Origin of the sequence: Acinetobacter sp. SM34 (genome assembly GCF_022012365.1) — a bacterium.
Taxonomy (GTDB): domain Bacteria; phylum Pseudomonadota; class Gammaproteobacteria; order Pseudomonadales; family Moraxellaceae; genus Acinetobacter.
Window position 1 is genome coordinate 115,420 of record NZ_JAKLTP010000003.1, and the last position, 15,381, is coordinate 130,800.

Here is a 15,381-nt window from a genome sequence, read left to right on the forward strand (position 1 = left end):
TAAGATCTTAATATAGTTGTTTAAATCCTGACTAGGCAAATGGTTTTAAATTTGACTGGATTCTACTATTACACCAGATATGTGATCAAACTAGCATGGGTGTTTTATAGTAGCGAATTGATTTTAAAAATCTATTACATTTTATAAAATGTCAGCTTCAAATCTTCATGGTTATTTTTAATCAGTCTTAATCGTTTATAAAATCAGCAACAGCTAGGTGCAAAAAAACGCTGAAATGGCTTGTTGTTTGATTTATTATCACTTAATATGTTTGCCCTTAGATATCCCCCAGTGGCGTTCGTATTAAGATCGATATATTCCTTTATCGGCACGACGACACGGGCATGTTTGGAGTACATTATGTACGCAGTAATCCAAAGCGGTGGTAAACAACACCGTGTTGTTGAGGGTGAAACCCTTAAAGTAGAATTGTTGAAAGCTGAAACTGGCTCAACCGTTACTTTTGATGACGTGTTGATGCTTGTAAACGGCGAAAGCATTCAAATTGGTGCTCCAGTTGTTGCTGGTGCTACAGTAACTGCTGAAGTAGTTAGCCACGGTCGTCACGACAAAATCCGTATTGTTAAAATGCGTCGTCGTAAACATTACCGTAAACAACAAGGTCACCGTCAATGGTTTACCGAGTTGAAAATTACTGCTATTTCAGGCTAATTACGAGGAGTAAATAGACATGGCAACTAAAAAAGCCGGTGGTTCGACACGTAACGGTCGTGACTCAAACCCTAAAATGTTAGGTGTTAAAATGTACGGTGGTCAAGCTGTGACTGCTGGTAACATTATTGTTCGTCAACGTGGTACAGAATTCCACGCTGGTTTAAACGTAGGTATGGGCCGTGACCATACTTTATTTGCTACCGCTGATGGCGTGATCAAATTCGAAGTGAAAGGTCAATTTGGCCGTCGCTATGTATCTGTTGAAACTGCATAAGTTTTAATGGTACGAAAAACCCACATTTGATGTGGGTTTTTTTATGTCTGTAAATCGGTGAAATAATGGTTACCATCTTCATCATGATGTAGAAATGGCTACATTGGCTATTAATAACAATACAAAACTTCTTATTTTCTCAATTATTAGGATTAAAAATTGGTTTAAGATGGACGCATTGAACAAATTGCGATACCGCAAATAAAAAAAGGTGATGATATGAAAATGCTTCGTAAAACCCTGTGTGCGATGACCTTGGGTGCTGCAACGCTTGCACCGGTAATGAGTACAACTGTTTTTGCTGCCCCTGTAGCAGCATCGGAGCAGCAAGCAACCAACAATCTGGTGAAACAGTTAAGTAATATTCGTACTTTGTCAGCTAACTTTGAACAAACCACTAAAGCGACTTCGGGCAAAGCGCCGCAGAAAAAAGGTTTGACCGGACAACACATGAACCAGACCTTTAAAGGGGTGATGAAAGTTGCACGTCCTGGCAAGTTCTTCTGGGAAACCACCAGCCCATCCAAACAGACCATTGTGACTTCCGGTAAAACCGTATGGATTTATGATCCCGATTTACAGCAAGCAGTCCGTCAAAGTTTAGATGAGCAAGTGGCTAATACCCCTGCATTATTATTGTCGGGTAATACCAGCCAGATTATGAAGTCTTATCGGGTGACTCAGCCGGATAAAGGCAAGACCTATTACACCTTGTATCCAAAAGTTAAAGACAGTGCATTCCAAAGCCTGACCATTAGTTTTGGTGCGAATAAGGCACCAAGTTTGATGATTTTGCAGGATTCATTGGGTCAAACCACCTATGTACGCTTTAATAATGTGAAGTTGAATCCATCTATTGCTTCATCAACCTTTAATTTCGCACCGCCGAAAGGCACCGATATTATTGATCAATAATCAATTGATTGATCACTATTGAATTAAGTACTTATATCATTTAAAAAGCAGTCCTACGTGGCTGCTTTTTTAAATTTTATTGGCTAAAAAATACGAGGCATTTCGGGTAAAGCCTAATTATGCAAAAAGTTATGCAAAAATAAACACAAGATGTCTGGTTCATACAGCCATGTAGCCTATATACAGATAAGTAGATAGACATAAGCAGCAAAGGGAAAAATACAAAAAATAAGCTTGACCTAAAACAAAGATAAAAGCTCAGGAGGAATAAAAAGTGGAAAATAACAATACAGGTGCCTCAACCTTGGATTACCCACGTTTCACCAAATTAAAATCTAAGTTCAATACGTATCGTCAAAAAGTCATGGGGCTGGGTGTGACCTGGCTGCAAAGAAGATCAAAAAATTCAGCTAAAAACTCATCTAAAGCTAAGGCAGAAAATCCTTATCTGCATGGGATATTTGCTCCGGTAGAGGAGGTTGAGAAAAGTGAGTTTAGTGTGATTGGTGAAATTCCACAGCACTTAACCGGACTGTTATTAAGAATAGGTCCTAATCCCGTTCATGTTGAGAATCAAGATTTATATCACTGGTTTGCTGGTGATGGAATGCTGCACGCTTTAAAAATTGAACAGGGTCGAGCAGTATGGTTTAAGAGCCAGTATATCGAAACGGATTCCGTGCAAAAGCTAAAGCATGAACCAGTTAAAGCCGGATTTTGCCGTGGTCCAGGGGATGTAGTGAATACTAATGCTTTTTATCATGCCAATAAAATCTGGGCCAGTGTAGAAGCGGGTACTTTGCCGGCACGGCTGGACTTAAATTTAAATACGGAAGAACACCGTCTTTTTAATACCGATGCAGACCTGCCTTTTACTGCTCATCCACATAAAGACAATAACACAGGGCATTTACACGCCATTTGTTATGATGCCCTGGATATTAAACATGCCTATTATGAAGTGATTGATCAGCAAGGAATGTTGCTGCATTGGGCTAAAATTCCTGTCCAGCACGGCCCCATGATTCATGACTGTGCCATTACCGAGCAAGATGTTTTAATTTTTGATTTGCCGGTCACCTTCTCTTTGAAGCAACTCATCAAAGGAAATCCGTTGCCTTATGCATGGAATGAAAAGCATGTAGCACGAATTGGCATTTTGCCTAAATATGGCCGTGCCGATGAAGTACAGTGGATTGCTGTAGAACCGTGTTTTATTTTTCATGCCGCCAATGCTTATCGCAATGATCAACAGATCATTATTCTGGATGTAGTCGTTCATCGCTCCATGTTTAAAAAGTCCCATCAAGGTCCGTTTGAGCAGCAAAAAACACAATTGGAGCGCTGGGCCATTGATCTGAAGCGAAATGCGGTAGATCGCAAGGTTATTGATGAGCAGGCACAGGAATTTCCACGAATTGATGAGCGCTATACGGGGGAACGGCATCGTTATATTTATAGTGTCAGTTTTGATCCTTTAAACATAAGCAAAGCCAATCATTTGGTTTGTCATGATATACATACACAGGAAAAAACCACGTATGCCTATGGAGAACAATGGGTGACGGGAGAAGTGGTATTTATTCCCGAGTCAGTTGATGCCAAAGAGGGCATGGGCTATTTGTTATCTTATGTGCATCATATCCATAAAGAATCATCCAAAGTGGTGATTCTAAAAGCGCAAGGTTTAATGCTTCAGCCTCAAGCTGAAATTATCCTGGGTGTACATGTGCCCTTGGGCTTTCATGGTAATTGGGTAGATTTGTCTTAATTTAAGCTGATTTTCATCTTTTTATGGATATATAAGTCTATCTTTTTTGAAGATACATATTTTAAATTTCATTTGCTTACTGAGCTTTGTATAGTGAAGCCGCATGATAATAGGCACTAGGTTGTAAAAATAAAATGGAAACACGCACGAATAAACAATGGCTATGGGCTGTTCCAGTTTCTTTGGCAGCACTCGTCATAACGGGATGTCAGGAGCGACCAGCTCCAAAAACAGAACAGGCAAGTACTACAAAACAGAAAAACGTTCAGACAATTCCATTAATTCAAGCCAAAGTTGTTCCTGTGAAACTGAGCAAACCGGAAGCATGTGATGCAGAAGGATGTACCCAGTATGAAATTCAGACGGTAAAGAGCAACCTGAAATGGGTGGATGACTATTTTATCGATCGGGTAAAAAAAGCCGATCCGATTGCATTTTCTACAGCTCCCAATCAAAAGGTCAATACTGCCGATGGGGCGGCACCCAATTTAAGTCAAAGCTCGACCTATATCCGCTTTGTCAGTCAGCAGTATGACCGGGCAACTTTTGCCATTCAAACCTATACCTATTCATCCGGTGCTGCGCATGGCATGTATCATCAGGAATTTGTCAATTTCGATTTGAAAAACAAAAAGCGTCTGGCACTGCAAGATATTATGCTCAAGGGCACAGAACAGCAGTTACTGAATACCTTATATGATTCAAACAGCATCTGGCTGGAGCAGCACAGTATCGAAAGAGCGAAACTGAAATTAAGTGATAATTTTTATTATGGTGCCAATGGTATTGTATTTGTTTATCCCTTGTATGAGCTGGCTTCCTATGCAGAAGGCATGACTGAGCTGACCTTGCCTTATTCGGCCTTGGGCAAACTGATTAAAGTGGAATATCTGCCAAGTTTGCCCAAGTATCCAACGTCATAATTTCAGCTTAAATCGGGTAAATTTGCTCTAATAAGCCCCAGCTATCCGCTCGATCACTGTCTTTTTTAGTGTTTAGCGCTTACACTATAGCCAGTTTTTTTCTTTGCAAAAGATTGGCTATGATCGACCCGAAATTAATCAGAAATAATATTGAGGCTGTAAATTTAGCCTTGGCAAAACGTGGTGTACAGCTTAATGTAGAAGAGTGGGCTTCACTCGAAGCTCGCCGTAAAGAGCTCCAATCGAAAACAGAAGCTTTACAGGCAGAGCGTAATTCGGGTGCTAAACAAGTTGGCCAAATTAAAAAATCTGGTGGCGATGCATCTGAAATCATGGCACGTATGGCAGCCATTGGTGATGAAATTAAAGCTGCTGAAGTTGCGCTTGCAGAATTGCAAACTGAAATTGAAACCAAGTCTTTAACCATTCCCAATATGCCGCATGAATCTGTACCTGAAGGTAAAGATGAAGATGATAATGTTGAAATTTTAAAATGGGGCACACCACGTCAATTTGATTTTGAAATTAAAGATCATACTGACTTAGGTGAATGGATGGGCGGTTTGGAGTTTGAAACTGCGACCAAATTAACCGGTACACGTTTCAGTGTTCTTAAAGGTCCATTGGCGCGTTTACAACGTGCGTTAACCCAATTCATGCTCGATACCCATACGCTTAAAAATGGTTATACCGAAGCGTATGTGCCTTATTTGGTGAATGCGGATTCTTTGCGTGGTACAGGTCAGTTGCCTAAATTTGAAGAAGATTTATTCAAATTGCAGGGTGAAAAAGAGTATTACCTGATTCCGACTGCCGAAGTGCCAGTGACCAATTTCGTGCGTGATGAAATTGTTGATCCAGACCGTTTACCACTAAAATATGCCGCGCATACGCCATGTTTCCGTAGTGAAGCAGGTTCATATGGCCGTGATACCCGTGGTTTAATCCGTCAACACCAGTTCGACAAAGTTGAGATGGTGCAGATTGTAAAACCTGAAGATTCTATGCAGGCTTTAGAAGAATTGACCGGTCATGCTGAAGGCATTTTGCAAGCATTAGGTCTGCCATATCGTAAAATCATTCTTTGTGGTGGTGATATGGGCTTTGGCGCCATCAAGACTTACGATTTGGAAGTTTGGGTGCCTAGCCAAAATACTTACCGTGAAATTTCAAGTTGTTCATGCATGGGTGATTTCCAGGCACGCCGTATGAAAGCACGTTATCGTGTAGACCAAAAGAAAACTGAATTTGTGCATACTTTGAATGGTTCAGGTTTGGCAGTCGGTCGTACCTTGCTTGCAGTGATGGAAAATTATCAACGTGCAGACGGTTCGATTGAGATTCCTGAAGCACTTCGTCCATACATGGGTGGTGCAGAATTTATTGATTAATCTTCGGATTGATCAATAAATTGATAAACGGCACAGTTTTGTGCATAAAAATTGCTTAAGACAGTCAGATCTAAAATACTGAGGTAGTTCGTGGATATCTTTCCAATCTCTTTAAAGTTGCAACAGCAACCTTGTCTGATTGTCGGTGGTGGACATATTGCCTACCGGAAGGCAGTCCTTTTGGCAAAAGCAGGCGCAGTTATTCACGTGATTGCACCTGAAATTGAAAGTAATTTACTTGAGATTGTTGAATCAAGCCAAGGGCAATATGTCCAAGCCCCTTTTAGCCCAGATATTCCATTACGCCATTACCGTTTGGTGATTGCGGCAACCAATGATAAAGCGACCAATATCCAAGTTTTTGAAGCTTGCGAAGCTGAAAAAATTCTGGTGAATAGTGTCGATGATCCACCGCATTGTCGTTTTATGGTTCCTGCGATTATTGACCGTTCACCTTTGGTGGTCTCCATTGCCACCAATGGCACCTCACCCGTGTTATCACGTCAAATCCGAACCCAGCTGGAAGCTGCTATTCCTCATGGCATGGGCAAACTGGCAGATTTTTCTGGAAAATGGCGTGCTGCGGTGAAGGTAAAAATTGAAAACCCAGATGAGCGCCGTATTTTTTGGGAAGACTTATATGCAAGTCCGCTCAAAGAACAGGTGTTTAATGACAACATTGCCGAAGCTGACCGTTTAATTGAACAAGCTTTAATGGAGTGGAAAGCGCCTAAAGGCGAAGTCTATTTGGTGGGTGCGGGGCCAGGTGATCCTGAACTGTTGACTTTAAAAGCACTGCGTTTGATGCAACAGGCAGATGTGATTATTTACGACCGTTTGGTTTCACCGCCGATTTTAGACTTGTGTCGCCGTGATGCAGAAAAGATTTATGTGGGTAAAGCCCGTTCCAATCATAGTGTTCCTCAAGAAGGGATTAATGCACTATTGGTGGAATATGCTGCAAAAGGTAAACGTGTCTGCCGTTTAAAAGGCGGTGATCCATTTATCTTTGGTCGTGGTGGTGAAGAAATTCAGGAACTGTTTGCTGCCGGTGTGGCTTTTCAGGTGGTGCCGGGGATTACCGCTGCTTCTGGCTGTTCAGCCTATGCCGGTATTCCTTTAACGCATCGTGATTATGCTCAAAGTGTCCGTTTCCTTACTGGACATTTGAAGGAAGGTTCACCTGAGTTGCCTTGGAGTGAACTGGTTTATGAAAATCAGACCTTGGTGCTGTATATGGGCCTAGTTGGATTGGAAAAAATATGTGCGCAGCTGATTGCACATGGCCAGCGTCCGGATATGCCGGTTGCACTGATTTCTAAAGGTACTACACCAGAGCAAAAAGTGGTGGTGGGAACTTTAGCCGATATTGCGTCGAAAGTGGCAGAACATCACATTCAAGCGCCGACCCTGACCATTATTGGTGAAGTGGTAAAATTGCGCGAACAATTACAGTGGCAAGGCTAATTCAGGCCTTGTTGCGTTGAAAGAGTAGAGAAATCCTGTGATTCATGTTGTTTTGTATGAGCCTGAAATTCCTGCAAATACTGGGAATATCATCCGTTTATGTGCCAATACCGGTGCGCAGTTGCACTTGGTAAAACCGCTTGGTTTTGAGCTGGATGATAAGAAGCTCAGACGTGCGGGTCTGGATTATCATGAATGGGCACATATGAAAGTGTGGGAAAATTTTGCAGAGTGTCTGGCTCATTTAAAAGAGCAAGGTATTAATAATGATGCAATTTATCCTTTAACCACCAAGGGTTTTGAAACACCGCATACCTCAAATTTAAACCGTCCGGTTGCCTTGTTGATGGGGCCAGAAACCCGAGGTTTGCCTGAAGATGTGCGCATGATGTTCCCGAAAGAACACTGGATTCGTTTACCGATGGCAGTAAATTCACGCAGTTTGAACTTATCCAATGCTACAGCAGTTATTTTGTATGAAGCTTGGCGTCAACAAGGCTTTCAAGAATTGAAGTAAAGATTGAGCCAATCATTAAAAACCACCTGAGGGTGGTTTTTTTTATGTAAGTTTGACTCATTTTATCTTCTCCATTTGATCAATTTTAGTTATAAAAAGAGAATAAATAAGAACTAAAGTGAGTACACTTTGAACCTGAGAAAGAAATATACATTTTTTATTACTGGGCTGATTGCTCTTGCAATCGTTACAGCTATTATGCCGGCAACTTCTTTTGCGGAATCTCCAGTTGCTCATCAGGCAGCAACGGAAACAGTAAAACCGATTACTCAAGCCGAAATTCAGCAAGGCTTAAAAGACATGCAGCAACGAATGAATCAGCAAATTGAAGCATGGGGCAAGACTTTAACGAGTGATGATTTTGAATGGAGTTGGACTGGGCGGCAGCTTAAAAAAGAAAAACGTCAGCAAGTGTGTGGTATCTATCAAAATATCATTAATGACATCTATGGTCTGGCCGTTGAAAATAAAGCACGTTTGAGCGAGCAAGAGCAAAAACTGTTGCAAGACCGCAATGCTTTTATTCAGGCGCTAGGCTATCAGGACAATCTTGTAGATAGCAAAATGGGATTTAATTGTCGGATTAAATAGCTTGGCGCTTAAAAAATGACTTGATGAATAGGTATAAAAGGGAAGGATGAAGCCTAAAAAACTCCTGATAAAAAAATCAATGACCATAAAAAAGACGCATCAAGCGTCTTTTTTATTAAATGAAAACATTTATTTAGTGGTGAGTATCATCAAATTCATTATGTTGTGGAGCAGGGTGTTTAAAGCCCTTGGTCTTATAACCAAGATACAAAATCCCAAACATTGCCCACCATAGACCGAATTTCAATGCAGTGTCTTCAATTTCAAGCCACATGGCAAAGATACTGATGAAACCGAGCATCGGAATAACCACAAAGTTAAGTATATCTTTAAAGTTTTTAGTACGGCCATCACGCAATGCATAACGTGAAATCACCGATAAATTCACAAAAGTAAATGCGGTTAATGCTCCGAAACTGATCATGGAAATCACGATATCCAAATTAATGAAGCCGGCAGTTAAAGCCACAGCACCGACAATGAGGATATTGTAAACAGGGGTATAGCTTTTAGGACTGATGTGACCGAATATTTTTTTATTGATCACACCATCACGACCCATTACGTACATCAAGCGTGATACGCCTGCATGTGCAGAAATACCGGATGCCATAACAGTCACAATAGCGAAATAAAGCACCACGGTTTTAAATGCAACGCCGCCAACAGCCTGAAGAATATCTGGCTGAGTTGCAGCTACATCTTCAAAGTAAGTTTTAGGATCATTGGGGAAGTAAATTTGCATGAAGTAAGTGCTGATGATGAAAATCACCCCGGCAATTAATGCAGTCAGGAAAATTGCTTTAGGTAAGGTTTTTTCAGTATCTTTGGTTTCTTCTGCCAGTGAACTCAGTGAATCAAAACCTGTAAACGAGAAGCACAGTAAAGTTGCTCCTGTAATCAAGGCACCCACAGAAGTCATTGAATTCCAGAAAGGTTCCAGACTCCATAACTGATACTTGGCATTCACCAGTGAACCATCGGCATTTACACCACCAGCCAGCAAGCTATAAACCATCCAAGTGAAGTAAACGATGACAGCGATTTGAACGAGGACAATCAGACCGTTAAAGTTCGCAACGAATCTGGCGCCCCGGAGGTTCACCGCAGTCATAAATGCAGTTAAGCCTATAACCCAAATCCAGTGATTAATATCGGGGAACAAGGCTTCCAGGTAAATTACCGCCAAAATGATGTTGACCATTGGTGACAACAGGTAATCTAGCCATGATGACCAGCCCACCATAAAACCGACATTGGGATGAATCGATTTTTGCGCATAAGTATACGCAGACCCGGATGACGGGTAACGGCGGATCATATGTCCGTAACTGATGGAAGTAAATAGAATTGCAACCAGGGCAATAATGTAAGACGTTGGTACATGGTAATGACTTTCTTCGGAAACCAGACCGAACGTATCAAATAATGTCATTGGTTGAATATAAGCTAAACCAATAATAATAATGTGCCAGAGTCCAAGCGTTTTTTGCAGTTTAGCTGCCGGTTGAGTCCCAGAGATATTTGTCAACGGCGTTATCCTCTTAATCGTTGATCAAGGATCAGTCATGTTTACAAGGATCGTTTGAGACGAACGATCCCCCCTAAATGAATAAAACAAAAGTGCGCCAATCTACTCTAGTTTGTTACCTTTTGCCAATATCTTTATGATTTTTTAATGCAAAAAATATGCCATCTGGTATAAAAAATCAGCTTTAATTTTCCACAAAGCAAAAGCCTGATGCTTAAAAAAACATCAGGCTAATTTTTAGCTATATTCGCTTAATTTTCAATACTTACCAAGCTTTTTCTAAAATCGCTTTTAAATCACTAAACGTGGCTTCTTTAGGATTATAAATAATGGAACCATCATTTAATGCTTTATCTGCTACTTCATCCAATTGTGCTTCTGAAACTTTGCCAGTTTCACGTAAAGTACGCGGCAATTTGGTTAATGCATATAAGCGATCACGCATGGTTAGAATAGTAGCAATAGCTTTGTCAGCACGTAAATGTGCAGGCGTTTGTGCATAAATATCCGCACCGGCCAAAGGCAGCAATAATTCTGCAATTTTGTCACCATTGACTTCCTTATTGTACTCAAGCACATAAGGCAGGAACAGGTTCATGCATAGACCATGGGGCAAATGAGCCACCGCACCTAAAGCATGCCCGAGCGAGTGTACCAAGCCAACCATGGAGTTAGAGAATGCAATGCCGGCCATAGTCGAAGCTTGTGCCAATTCCAGGCGGCCAAATTCATCTGTTGGATTATCCAGAACATTGAACAGGCTGTTGCTAACTTTTTTAATGGCAGCCGTTGCATAGGCATCACTGATTGGATTTGCTGCCATGCAGGTATAGGCTTCAACCGCGTGGGTCAATGCGTCCATAGCCGTCATGGCAGTTAAATGTGGCGGCAAGGTTTGCGTCATGCGCGGATCAAGAATCGCAGCATGCGGCATCAGGTAATACGATGCAAACGGCATTTTGACATTTTTTTCAAGATCAGAAACCACAGCAACCATAGTCACTTCTGAACCTGTACCTGATGTAGTCGGAATAACGAAGAATGGTTTTAATGGTTTTGGCAGGTTATGTGCGCCTGAATACTTAAGCAGATCATCACCACCTTCAGTCACCAAAATGTTGGTTGCCTTGGAGGTATCAATCACTGAACCGCCACCTACGGCAATAATCGCATCACAACCATTGTCACGATAGGCTTGTGCTGCCTTACGTACGGTTTCTACGCTCGAATCTGGTGGAACATCATCAAAAATAGCACCAATCACCGCCTCTGTAGATTCAAAAGCAGCTTCAATTGGAGCAAGCAGGTTATTGCTGCGTACGCCTTTATCGGTAATGATCAGTGGACGTTTTGCACCTAAAGTGGCAAGTTCAAAAGGAATGTGCTCTAACGCGGCATGACCTGCGATCACTTTTACCGGACAGAAAAATTCGTAATAAGGCTTAGCCATGTTATGCACTCCGTTTAAAATATGATTGAGCTAGTTTCAAATAAATATTTGCAGCTCCAGTAAGTTTTTCTTTTAGGCTTAATTCTGTTGGATATTGTTTTACAGCAAGCTCAGCCAGGAGTTTAGGTAAAATAAGCGCTTCCATTTTGTTTAAGCAACGTACCAGACGAATGGCAAATGAAATATCTCCATCAGCAATCATGCGGTCGTGAGCAAAAGCCTGTGCCGTGCTTTCCTGAAAAGAAAACACTAAAAAAGCATGAGTTAAGTGCTTAAAAGTAATGGTAAGGTCAGGCTTGCTGTTTACAGATTGAAGTAATTGTAATTGATGGTCTTCCGTGACTTTTGCAATAAAAGCTGGGCCATTGGGAAATACTTTCATCGTTAGAACGAAACCCACAGGGAATTTAGCAACTTCCTGTTTTACTTCGGCGTCGACTTGACTCGCCATTACCAGACCTCTGCCAATCACATCCATCATGAGTTTGACGTAGGTCAGTTGTAAAGCGGGCTTAACGGATTTGGTTGAAATCACTCGCGTATCCCTTATCTAAAAAATATTTTATTAGTTTAGAGTAAATACTCTAATTTATTTTTATGTCAAAAGCAAAGTTATTGTTGCATGACTTGAACTTCATTAAAGTAACCGCTGTTGTGTAAAGTTTCAATGATATCGACGCATAAGTTCTCGAATTTAGGGTAGTCCTGCACTAAATCCTGAATGCGGACCATTTCCAGACCGGCATAACCACATGGATTAATGGTGTGGAAACCAAACAGGTCACAATCAATATTCAGTGCCAAACCATGATAGCTGCGCCCTTTACGGATTTTAAAGCCTAAAGACCCAATTTTGCGCTCGGCTACATAAACACCCGGTGCATCCGGCTTGGCATAGGCTTCAATGTCGTATTTTTTCAGCAGTCCAATCATTAAATTTTCAGCATAGGACACTAAAGTACGTACATTCCAGCCCAAACGGTTTAAATCAAACATGAAATAGGCCACCAGCTGACCAGGGCCATGCCATGTCACTTGTCCACCGCGGTCTGTTTGCACGACTGGAATATTACTCGGCAGCAGAATATGTTCCGGTTTACCTGCCTGTCCCTGGGTCAGTACATCATGATGCTGTAAAATCCACAGTTCATCCGGCGTGTTTTCATCGCGGTTTTCAGTCAGGTTTTTCATGTCCTGAAAACGGTCGAGGTAGGGAGTAAGCTGGTTAAATTGATGAATAATCAGTTTGGGTTTTAGAACAGCATCAGTCACGTGAAGTGCGTCCTTAAAAATTTTCAACAGGATAGAATGATTATAATGAAATCATACTGGGATAGGGGATGATCGCTGGACGATTTAAAGTTTTTTTCAGATTTAGTCATATTTTTATTGTTATATAAATAAAAAAAACACGCCTGAAGCGTGTTTTTTATGTTCTTAAAGTGCTGTTTTAATCAATGGGCAGGCTGCCAAGTCAGCATATAATGCATGAACCTGTTCCAGCTCCACAAAGACAATCTGAGCAGTTAAAGAATGATATTTCCCGGTACGTGAAGGTTGTACCTTAATACTGGTACCATCGAAGTCGGGAAAATGTTTTACCAGGATTTCTACAACGGCAATATGTAATTCTGTGCTGGCTTCACCAATCAGTTTAATTGGATAATCCATTGGGAAGACCCATAGATCTTCTCGGAGTTCGCGAGATGGCGTACGGTCTAACATGGTCATAGTAGTCCCCTTATATCAAACGCCTGCATGAATGCAGGCGTTATATGTCTTGAATACTAGATGGAGATACTTGGCTGTTTTTCAAGTCTCCATCGGTATCACAATGGCTTAGTCATTTTCCAGGAATGAACGTAAGTGTTCAGAGCGGGAAGGGTGACGTAATTTGCGTAATGCTTTGGCTTCAATCTGACGGATACGTTCACGTGTTACGTCAAACTGTTTACCGACTTCTTCCAAAGTATGGTCAGTTGGCATATCAATACCAAAACGCATTTTCAAGACTTTCGCTTCACGTTCAGTCAGGTTTTCCAGTACTTCTCGAGTCGCTTCTTTTAAGCCTTCTGAGGTTGCAGCATCAATCGGAGAGGTGATGTTGCCATCTTCAATGAAGTCACCCAAATGCGAATCTTCATCATCACCAATCGGCGTTTCCATAGAAATCGGTTCTTTGGCAATTTTAAGCACTTTACGTACTTTGACTTCGTCCATTTCCAGACGTTCGCCCAATTCTTCAGGCGTCGGTTCACGCCCCATTTCTTGAAGCAATTGACGTGATACACGGTTGATCTTGTTAATGGTTTCGATCATGTGTACTGGAATACGAATGGTACGTGCCTGATCCGCAATTGATCGGGTAATCGCCTGACGAATCCACCAAGTTGCATAAGTCGAGAATTTATAACCACGACGGTATTCAAACTTGTCCACGGCTTTCATCAAGCCGATGTTACCTTCTTGAATCAAGTCAAGGAATTGCAAACCACGGTTGGTGTATTTTTTCGCAATCGAAATTACCAGACGCAAGTTGGCTTCAACCATTTCTTTTTTCGCACGACGGGCTTTGGCTTCACCAATCGACATACGTTTAGAAATGTCTTTAATGTCCTTAACATTCAAGCCCAATTCTTTTTCGATGTCGGCAATCTTTTGCTGAAATGCTAGTACATCTGGACGTACTTTTTCTAAATAAGTTTTTTGCTCGGCAGGTGCTTTGGCAATTTGCTCATCTAACCAGGCTGGATTCGACTCCTGACCCGGGAAAGAAGTGCGGAACTGGGTACGGTCCATACGGCCACGACGTACCGCATAACGCATGACTTCACGTTCAGAAGTACGGATCTGTTCATGTGTGCCACGAATCATTTCAGAAATAATGTCAAATAAACGCGGGGTAAATTTGAACATCATAAACACGGTTGCCAATGCTTCAAGCGCTTCTTCTGCCTGCTTGCTATTACGGCCATGCTTTTCAATTGCAGCTTTAGTTAGTTTCCATGCATCTTCCAATTCGGTGAAACGAATACGGGCAATTTCTGGATCAGGACCTGACTCGCCTTCAGAATCATCATCACTTTCAGACTCTTCTTCGTCATCATCGTCCAGTTTTACATCTTTGGTTGTTTTAGAACTTGCTTCTTCATCTTCATCGATTTCAGCTTCCTCTTCTAAAACTTCTGGAATTTCTTCATCAGATTCCGGGTCTAAATAACCCGATAAAATATCAGCAAGACGACGTTCACCTTCAGTGACATCGTTATATTCTTTTAATACAACTTCAACTGCATTTGGCCAATACGCAATAGAATGAAGAACGTCACGAATACCTTCTTCAATGCGTTTAGCAATGCTGATTTCACCTTCACGCGTTAATAGTTCAACCGTTCCCATTTCACGCATGTACATACGTACTGGATCGGTCGTGCGACCAGGTTCGCTTTCAACTGACGCAAGAACAGCGGCCGCTTCTTCTTCAGCAACTTCATCGGTTGTTTCAGTATTCGAGCCATCGAACATGGTGTCATCAGATTCAGGCGCACGTTCATGCACAGGAATGCCGACGTCTTGAAGCATCTGAATAATGTCTTCAATCTGTTCGCTTTCCGTGATCGAGTCCGGGAGATGATCGTTAACCTCAGCGTAAGTTAAGTAACCTTGCTCTTTGCCTCGGCTAATCAGAGCCGCTACTTGCGAAGTAGGGGAAGTCATATCGCTCATCTTTGCTTACTCTTCGTTGAATCTGTGGCAGTGAAAAACCGTGCATGATAGCACAATTCGATTAAAATTGTTTTGAATATTGATTGCTCAAGTCTCATTTAAAAAACATGAATTTGATTTAACAATTGTTTTCAATATGGGGCTGGAATT

The 15,381-nt window shown here is 41.5% G+C and carries 15 protein-coding genes; 9 read left to right on the top strand and 6 right to left on the bottom strand.

Going from position 1 to position 15,381, the window contains the following annotated elements:
- Positions 1 to 360: 360 nt before the first annotated feature.
- The 9 genes from rplU (at position 361) to LZZ98_RS03655 (ending at position 8,524) form a co-directional block, all read left to right on the top strand.
- Positions 361 to 672, top strand: a complete 312-nt coding sequence (gene rplU / locus LZZ98_RS03615; protein WP_086176296.1) for a 50S ribosomal protein L21 — start codon at positions 361 to 363, stop codon at positions 670 to 672.
- A gap of 19 nt (positions 673 to 691) precedes the next feature.
- Positions 692 to 949, top strand: a complete 258-nt coding sequence (gene rpmA / locus LZZ98_RS03620) for a 50S ribosomal protein L27 (protein WP_237786689.1) — start codon at positions 692 to 694, stop codon at positions 947 to 949.
- 219 nt (positions 950 to 1,168) lie between these two features.
- Positions 1,169 to 1,864 (top strand): outer membrane lipoprotein chaperone LolA, encoded by a 696-nt coding sequence (gene lolA / locus LZZ98_RS03625; RefSeq protein WP_237786690.1) that lies wholly within the window; start codon positions 1,169 to 1,171, stop codon positions 1,862 to 1,864.
- Between the two features lie 274 nt (positions 1,865 to 2,138).
- Entirely contained in the window at positions 2,139 to 3,635 is a 1,497-nt protein-coding gene (locus LZZ98_RS03630) for a carotenoid oxygenase family protein (protein ID WP_237786691.1), read from the top strand.
- A gap of 134 nt (positions 3,636 to 3,769) precedes the next feature.
- Positions 3,770 to 4,558 (top strand): DUF3298 domain-containing protein, encoded by a 789-nt coding sequence (locus LZZ98_RS03635; RefSeq protein ID WP_237786692.1) that lies wholly within the window; start codon positions 3,770 to 3,772, stop codon positions 4,556 to 4,558.
- A 119-nt stretch (positions 4,559 to 4,677) separates the two neighbouring features.
- A complete protein-coding gene (serS, locus tag LZZ98_RS03640; protein ID WP_237786693.1) occupies positions 4,678 to 5,949 on the top strand; it encodes a serine--tRNA ligase in 1,272 nt (423 codons plus the stop codon).
- Positions 5,950 to 6,039: 90 nt separating this feature from the next.
- Positions 6,040 to 7,416 carry a siroheme synthase CysG gene (cysG, locus tag LZZ98_RS03645; RefSeq protein ID WP_237786694.1) on the top strand — a complete coding sequence of 459 codons (1,377 nt, stop codon included), beginning with the start codon at positions 6,040 to 6,042 and terminating at the stop codon, positions 7,414 to 7,416.
- A 37-nt stretch (positions 7,417 to 7,453) separates the two neighbouring features.
- On the top strand, positions 7,454 to 7,933 hold the full coding sequence (locus tag LZZ98_RS03650) for a tRNA (cytidine(34)-2'-O)-methyltransferase (protein ID WP_237786695.1): 480 nt from the start codon (positions 7,454 to 7,456) through the stop codon (positions 7,931 to 7,933).
- A 198-nt stretch (positions 7,934 to 8,131) separates the two neighbouring features.
- Positions 8,132 to 8,524: a hypothetical protein gene (locus LZZ98_RS03655; RefSeq protein ID WP_237786696.1), complete on the top strand. Its 393-nt coding sequence runs from the start codon at positions 8,132 to 8,134 to the stop codon at positions 8,522 to 8,524.
- Between the two features lie 133 nt (positions 8,525 to 8,657).
- On the opposite strand, the gene LZZ98_RS03660 is transcribed toward LZZ98_RS03655, so the two are convergent.
- The 6 genes from LZZ98_RS03660 to rpoD all read right to left on the bottom strand — a co-directional run bounded on the left by LZZ98_RS03660 (position 8,658) and on the right by rpoD (position 15,231).
- Complete coding sequence (locus tag LZZ98_RS03660; protein ID WP_237786697.1) at positions 8,658 to 10,055, bottom strand: APC family permease; 1,398 nt, start codon at positions 10,053 to 10,055, stop codon at positions 8,658 to 8,660.
- 265 nt (positions 10,056 to 10,320) lie between these two features.
- On the bottom strand, positions 10,321 to 11,505 hold the full coding sequence (locus LZZ98_RS03665; RefSeq protein WP_086176288.1) for an iron-containing alcohol dehydrogenase: 1,185 nt from the start codon (positions 11,503 to 11,505) through the stop codon (positions 10,321 to 10,323).
- Between the two features lies 1 nt (position 11,506).
- Positions 11,507 to 12,040, bottom strand: a complete 534-nt coding sequence (locus LZZ98_RS03670) for a hypothetical protein (RefSeq protein ID WP_237786698.1) — start codon at positions 12,038 to 12,040, stop codon at positions 11,507 to 11,509.
- 77 nt (positions 12,041 to 12,117) lie between these two features.
- On the bottom strand, positions 12,118 to 12,777 hold the full coding sequence (lipB, locus tag LZZ98_RS03675; protein WP_237786699.1) for a lipoyl(octanoyl) transferase LipB: 660 nt from the start codon (positions 12,775 to 12,777) through the stop codon (positions 12,118 to 12,120).
- 165 nt (positions 12,778 to 12,942) lie between these two features.
- Positions 12,943 to 13,230: a YbeD family protein gene (locus tag LZZ98_RS03680; protein WP_237786812.1), complete on the bottom strand. Its 288-nt coding sequence runs from the start codon at positions 13,228 to 13,230 to the stop codon at positions 12,943 to 12,945.
- 114 nt (positions 13,231 to 13,344) lie between these two features.
- Complete coding sequence (gene rpoD, locus LZZ98_RS03685; protein ID WP_237786700.1) at positions 13,345 to 15,231, bottom strand: RNA polymerase sigma factor RpoD; 1,887 nt, start codon at positions 15,229 to 15,231, stop codon at positions 13,345 to 13,347.
- Between the last annotated feature and the right edge of the window lie 150 nt (positions 15,232 to 15,381).

Bases quoted from the DNA above. Each gene is read 5' to 3' on its own strand.
- LZZ98_RS03680 (WP_237786812.1), bottom strand. From the start codon at position 13,230: ATGTTAGACCGTACGCCATCTCGCGAACTCCGAGAAGATCTATGGGTC.
- LZZ98_RS03655 (WP_237786696.1), top strand. From the start codon at position 8,132: ATGCCGGCAACTTCTTTTGCGGAATCTCCAGTTGCTCATCAGGCAGCA.
- rpmA (WP_237786689.1), top strand. From the start codon at position 692: ATGGCAACTAAAAAAGCCGGTGGTTCGACACGTAACGGTCGTGACTCA.
- rplU (WP_086176296.1), top strand. From the start codon at position 361: ATGTACGCAGTAATCCAAAGCGGTGGTAAACAACACCGTGTTGTTGAG.
- LZZ98_RS03635 (WP_237786692.1), top strand. From the start codon at position 3,770: ATGGAAACACGCACGAATAAACAATGGCTATGGGCTGTTCCAGTTTCT.
- rpoD (WP_237786700.1), bottom strand. From the start codon at position 15,231: ATGAGCGATATGACTTCCCCTACTTCGCAAGTAGCGGCTCTGATTAGC.
- serS (WP_237786693.1), top strand. From the start codon at position 4,678: ATGATCGACCCGAAATTAATCAGAAATAATATTGAGGCTGTAAATTTA.
- lolA (WP_237786690.1), top strand. From the start codon at position 1,169: ATGAAAATGCTTCGTAAAACCCTGTGTGCGATGACCTTGGGTGCTGCA.
- LZZ98_RS03665 (WP_086176288.1), bottom strand. From the start codon at position 11,505: ATGGCTAAGCCTTATTACGAATTTTTCTGTCCGGTAAAAGTGATCGCA.